The sequence below is a fragment of the Moorena sp. SIO4E2 genome, assembly GCF_010671945.1.
Lineage (GTDB): Bacteria > Cyanobacteriota > Cyanobacteriia > Cyanobacteriales > Coleofasciculaceae > Moorena > Moorena producens.
Genome location: NZ_JAAHIE010000446.1, coordinates 1 through 6226, shown reverse-complemented (window position 1 = coordinate 6226; position 6226 = coordinate 1). Strand labels below are relative to the sequence as shown.

Sequence of the window (6226 nt, the reverse complement as noted above, 5' to 3'; positions counted from 1 at the left end):
GATTCCCGATTCCCGATTCACGATTCCCGATTCCCGATTCCCGATTCCCGATTCCCGATTCCCGATTCCCGATTCCCGATTCCCGATTCCCGATTCCCGATTCCCTTTGAGCAAAAATTTATCAAATCTAAAACTATTGAAAAAAATAGTATATAGATTATTAAAGCTGATTCAATCAATAAGTTTAGCTATCTTGATTCTTAGTGTTTCTGTACTGCCCGTATTTGCTCAGGAATCCTTGAATGTATCTAATCAGGATTTGCCTATGGTATCTACAGCCAATGATTCCCAGTTAGAACTAACTAAATTCCAGGATATAGAAAAATTTAGTGACGACTTTTTTGTCAATCAAATGGCAGAAAATCATATTCCTGGTGCCGTATTCACCTTAGTAAAAGATGACAAGATTCTCTTCTCGAAAGGCTACGGCTACGCTAACCTTGAGGATAAGATACCGGTTATTCCTAACAAAACTCTGTTTCGTGTAGGCTCTGTATCTAAACTAGTTACCTCTACAGCAGTAATGCAACTAGTCGAGCAAGGTAAGCTTAAGCTACATGAAGATATTAACCAGTATCTTAAGTAATTTCAAATTAAGACTGATAAATTTAAGCCAATTACAGTTGATCATCTCTTAACTCATACTGATGGATTCGATGTAGCTTGGGTGATTGGCGGAGCCACTCGTTGCCAGTCTAAGCTGCTATCCTTAGAAAAATTTCTCACAGAAAATTTACCAGAGCGAGTGCGACCACCAGGTCAATTATATGTTTATGGTGATGTAGGATTAGCATTGGCAGGTTACTTAGTAGAAGTGGTTGCTGGAATTCCTTTCAGTGAATATATTGACCAAACTATCCTACAACCTTTGGATATGAGTCAAAGTAGTTTTCAGCAACCATTACCGTATCAGCTGGCAGCTAACTTAGCTGTAGGATATCGGTACAAAAATGGCAATTATCTAAAGCAAGCCTTTACCTGTAATAAAAGTGTTCCTACTACAGCTTTAACTACTACTGCTGAAGACATGGCCCACTTTATGATTGCTCATTTACAGGGAGGTCGTTATCGTAAACAGCGTATCCTGAATGATACTACAGTAAAGGATATGCACCACCAACACTATACTAATTTTCCGAACATTCCTCAATCGGCAGGATCTACTTATGGTTTTTTTGAGCGCTTTGTGAATAATCAACGGATAATTGAGCATGGCGGTAGCATGTCAGGGTATACTAATCTGGTGTTTTTAATCCCAGAACAAAAGTTAGGTTTCTATATTGCTTACAATCGTAACAGTCTTAATGAGAATTTGCGAGACGACTTGGTTGAACAGTTTTTAGATCGTTATTATCCTGTACAGTAGACCATTACCTCACCTACTGAAACGATTATTAAACCTATCCCTGAAGCTAGCTCTAAAGCTAGCCATCAAGCTAATATTACCCAGCAGTATAACCAGCAATAAGTAGTCGGACAAAAGTAAACGGCACTATATTAACTTTTGTAAAATCCTGCGATCGCTCTCAAGGGCAACGATTGTGTATCTTAATTAAACTTAACACAGCTATTTTTATTTATGTCCGACTACTTATAAACAGCAATATAAACAAATCAAGGGCGGTTATCGCTTCATTCGATATCCTCGAAACTCCCTGGTTAAACTAGCCATGGTTTTGCTGGAATCTGGACGATTATTTACTATTAAAACTAATCCAGACCGCACCTTAACTGTATTTCCAGGAGGAAGTAAATGGGAGGAAGTCGAGCCACTCATATTTCGCTATCCTGACAGCAATATGTATATAAGTTTTCGGCAAGATCGTCAGGGTAAAATTACTGCTATGTCTATGAGTAGTCATGTCCATTTAACCTATGAAAAGTTAGCCTGGTACGAAACTCTTGTTTTACAGGTTGGACTGGTAGGATTTTGTGTGCTAATCTTCCTATGGGGATGTTTGGTTTGGCTAATTAGACCATTAATTAGCCGCAAAAATCAAAGCTTATCTCTAGTTTCACGACATACTCGTCTGGTGGAGTTGATCATTGGTCTGATTAGTATCTTGAATTTATGCTTTTTCAGCGGGATGGGGATAGCTATTAGTATAATAGATTTCTGGGAATTTTTCTTCGGAATCCCCCCTGTGATGATTGCGTTACTTTATCTACCCATTGTCACCACAGGCTTGACTACTGTAGTATCGATTATTGGTTTACTGGCTTGGAGAGACAAAAATTGGTCTTGGATCAGACGAGGGTATTATTGTTTGAGTATGCTAGCGGCATGGCTATTTATCTGGCTCCTAAATTATTGGAATTTATTAGGATTTAAATTTTAATTTTTGTGATTAGATAAGGGGCAGCAGATAATGGGGTTTTAGTAAAACCAATTCATTCCCAATTCAATAATGACCTTGAAGTTGATTTCAATGTCAATTTAATCAAGAGCTAAGATTAATGCGATCGCATTTATTCGTGCGCCTCAGATTAATGCGATCGCTTTTATTGTATTGTGTGTATTGTGCTCAAGTTGACCTTGCCGATCCTGCCAGGCTTAGCAATCCATCACCACTTAGACCTAGGAACTAGCGCCAGCTTTATGGTCTGGGAAATTGGTCAGGTTTAAACCCCTCCTAACACACTGCCCATAGCACGAACCATATTCTGGGGCTGAAACGCATCCATAGCCGCCGTAGGCTCATACCCACAATGGACCATACAATCCGCACACTTAGGATTACCACTAGCGCGACCATACTGATCCCAATTCGTTTCCTCCAGCAATTCCTTAAAAGTGGAATAATGCCCTTCATTTAACAAATAGCAAGGCTTTTGCCACCCCAAAACACTGTAACTAGGACTTCCCCAAGGGCTACACTCGTAATCTTTCTCCCCGATCAGGAAATCCAAAAATAAAGGATTATGGTTAAAATTCCAGGTTTTCTTCCCAGCCTTCAAAGGCGCTAAAATTTCCCGGAACATCGCCTTAGTCTGTTCCCGCTTCAGGAAATGCTCCTGATCTGGTGCCCATTCATAACTATATCCAGGAGAAACCATCATGCCATCAATACCTAACATGGCCAAGAAATCAAAGAACTCCTGGATTTCCTTAGGATCAGTTCCCTCAAACACCGTCGTGTTAGTAGTCACACGAAATCCCCTAGCTTTAGCCGCTCGAATTGCCTGCACCACCTTATCAAATACCCCCTGACGGTCCACACACTGATCATGCCGTTTCCGTAAGCCATCCAAGTGAACGCTGAAAGTCAGGTAAGGGGAAGGTTGGAACTTATCCAGACACTTTTCTAACAACAACCCATTGGTACAGAGATAGACATACTTTCGCCATGCCACCAACCCCTTGACAATTTCGTCAATTTGTGGATGAAGCAGAGGTTCTCCCCCCGGAATAGAAACCACAGGAACACCACACTCTTTCACCGCAGCAAAGCACTCTTCTGGAGTCAGCTGGCGCTTGAGTATTTCCGTAGGATGCTGGATTTTGCCACAACCAGAACAAGCTAGATTACAGCGGAACAGAGGTTCCAACATCAGCACCAAGGGAAAGCGTTTACGACCCAAAAGACGCTGGGTAACAATATACTTTCCGACATCAAGGGCTTGTTGTAATTGAATTGCCATAATTGTCCTCACACCATTGAATTCAGGCGTTGCGTCAGTTTTTGAATGAATAGGAGTAGAGTGGGCATCCTGCCCGCCCCAAAAGATCCCCGAACAGGCAAGATGCCTATTCCACCTCACTCTTAAAATCATTCCATTATTAAGCAACGCTAATCATTGAGGGTAATCATAATTACCCCACAGCTTTAACTATGATCAGCCTCGCCGATAAATTAATAATACTGTTGGTGAATTGCTTTAAATCCTAGACTTTACCGCAGTTGTCAGTTTCCTCTTGCCTCTTGCCTTCCCCTCCTGGGGTTAGGGGTGGGTGCCTCTTGCCTCTTGCCTCTTGCCTGTTCCCTTACCTAAACCAATCAACAGCATCCTTGAGGGCTTTCCTAATCGAAGATTGGGGTAACCCTAACTCTCTCACCGCTTTCGAGGCATCGTAATACATCGGGTGTTGTGCCATACGCACCCCATTGAGCGGAATAGAAGGGGTTTTCCCGAAAGCACTCAACACGCACTCATCAATCCAAGCCATACTCAGCGGTAGCCAGACCGGAACAGTTTTTTGAGGCGCACTCAATCCAGTAATGTCCGCAAGTTGCTCCAATAAGGATTTGAAAGATAGATTTTGGTTACCTAAAATATAGCGATCGCCTTTTTTCCCCCGGTCTAACGCCAACAGGTGACCCTGAGCCACATCCCGCACATCAATAAAATTTAATCCCGTATCCAAATAAAACGGCATTTTCTGCTGTAAGAAGCGCACAATGATTTCTCCGGTAGGAGTTGGCTTAATATCCATTGGACCAATGGGAGCGCTAGGATTAACAATCACCACATCTTGACCAGATTCAGCTGCCTTGATCGCTTCCCGTTCAGCAAAAAACTTAGATTTTTTATAGTCACCCACCAATTTCTCTACAGGACTCTGATGGGTTTCATCCACAATTTCCCCAGGTTTACCCACACCAATAGCCGCTACTGAACTGGTGTAAACAGTGCGTTCAATCCCAGCTTTACCAGCACTTTGTAGCACATTACGGGTTCCCTCGACATTGTTACGATAGAGTAAATCTCGATCCGCTTGCCACAGGGAATAATGGGCAGCGACATGAAATAATACCTGACATCCCTGCATCAGTTGGGACAAACCTGGATCGTTTAAGTCACCGATAACGACTTCTATATCTAGACCCTGGAGGTTATCGAGTTGGCTAGTAGGGCGCACCAGAGCTCGCACGGAGTATCCTGCTTCAAGTAGCGATCGCACAACATGAGCACCGATAAACCCTGTTCCTCCAGTGACGAAAGCTTTGATTGCCATTGACGCACGCTCCTCTGTTTCCCAATTCCTTATTGCTTATAGCACTACCAATTAAGGTGTTTGACATTTCTAAACTCTGAAACTTAGTCATAGCTTACTTCTGACTTCTGACTTCTGACTTCTGACTTGCGCGTAGCGCTATACCAGAAAATAATCCTACCCAGCAATCTTCCAGCAGACTATACAATACTGGTACAACAATCAAACTCAACAACGTAGACGTAAGCAATCCACCAATAATTGCCACAGCCATCGGTTGTCGCAATTCTGCTCCTGCACCAAATCCCAATGCCAAGGGCAACATCCCCAAAATTGTCGAAGCAGTAGTCATTATAATTGGTCGCAAACGCACCACTCCCGTTTCCAGAATTGCCTCAGTGCGACTTAAACCAGCTCGACGAAGTTGGTTAACATAATCCATCAGCAAAAGTGCATTTTTGTCAAGTAGTCCCAGCAAAAAAATTAGACCAATCAGGGAAATCATGCCAAAATCACTCTGGGTGATCAGAAGTGCTAGCATTGCTCCCACAATAGATAAAGGCAACGACAAGCCCACCACCATCGGTTCTAACAATCGACCAAAAGGCAAAATTAGCACTAACAGCATACAGGTAACAGACAAGGTCAAGGTGCCAGCAAAACTCCCCAGCACATGACTACTCAGAGCCGAATCCCCCCACAGTTCTAACCTCACACCATCGGGTAAAACCAATTTGGCCACCTTTACCACCTCCTCAGTAGCATCTCCCAACCTGTGACCCTGGTTAAGGCTAGCACGAACATAAACCCCTCGCTGACCATTAACATGCTCAATCTCAGTAATCTTATTCCCTAGATTATTTTGACCAGTTGCCTCTACATCGACTAATCCTGGTAATGTCTCAATCCGAGTTTTGAGATCCGCAGCCGTATTGCCTAACACCTCTAAATCATCACCCAATAAAGCAACTTGAACCGGTTTTTGAGTAGGTAGTTCAATAAACTGAATATCTTCAACACTAGTAGTTACACCAGAGATCTTCGGCAAAGCAGCCCGCATTTTTTCCTGAACCTGAGCAGTAGTATATTGGCGATTACGTTTAAGTTTGACCTGAAGGTTACCTTTGTTCGGCTCACCCTGTACCCCCACAACCGTATAGACCGATTCCACTTCAGGAAAAGCCAGCACCGCCTCTTCTAACTGCTTAGCCACCACAAAAAAGTGTTTTAACCTATGCTGTCAGAACTTGTCATACAAATGCATGCTGTACTGAAATCCTAAAACGTAAC

3 protein-coding genes and 2 pseudogenes are annotated in these 6226 nt (G+C 42.7%); 2 read left to right on the top strand and 3 right to left on the bottom strand.

From position 1 onward, the window contains the following. The first annotated feature begins 265 nt into the window (after nt 1–265). Nucleotides 266–1366, top strand: a pseudogene (locus F6K37_RS30035) (serine hydrolase domain-containing protein). A gap of 304 nt (nt 1367–1670) precedes the next feature. After that, the gene (locus F6K37_RS30030; RefSeq protein WP_287254148.1) at nt 1671–2339 is read left to right on the top strand and encodes a hypothetical protein; all 669 of its coding nucleotides are present in this window, start codon (nt 1671–1673) and stop codon (nt 2337–2339) included. A gap of 283 nt (nt 2340–2622) precedes the next feature. Here F6K37_RS30030 and hpnH read toward each other — a convergent pair whose 3' ends face one another. The 3 genes and pseudogenes from hpnH to F6K37_RS30015 form a co-directional block, all read right to left on the bottom strand. Next, entirely contained in the window at nt 2623–3642 is a 1020-nt protein-coding gene (gene hpnH, locus F6K37_RS30025; RefSeq protein WP_287254146.1) for an adenosyl-hopene transferase HpnH, read from the bottom strand. Nucleotides 3643–3985: 343 nt separating this feature from the next. Beyond that, the gene (gene hpnA / locus F6K37_RS30020) at nt 3986–4957 is read right to left on the bottom strand and encodes a hopanoid-associated sugar epimerase (RefSeq protein ID WP_287254144.1); all 972 of its coding nucleotides are present in this window, start codon (nt 4955–4957) and stop codon (nt 3986–3988) included. 94 nt (nt 4958–5051) lie between these two features. Further along, a pseudogene (locus tag F6K37_RS30015) lies at nt 5052–6149 on the bottom strand (efflux RND transporter permease subunit); the annotation flags it as partial. Nucleotides 6150–6226 lie beyond the last annotated feature (77 nt).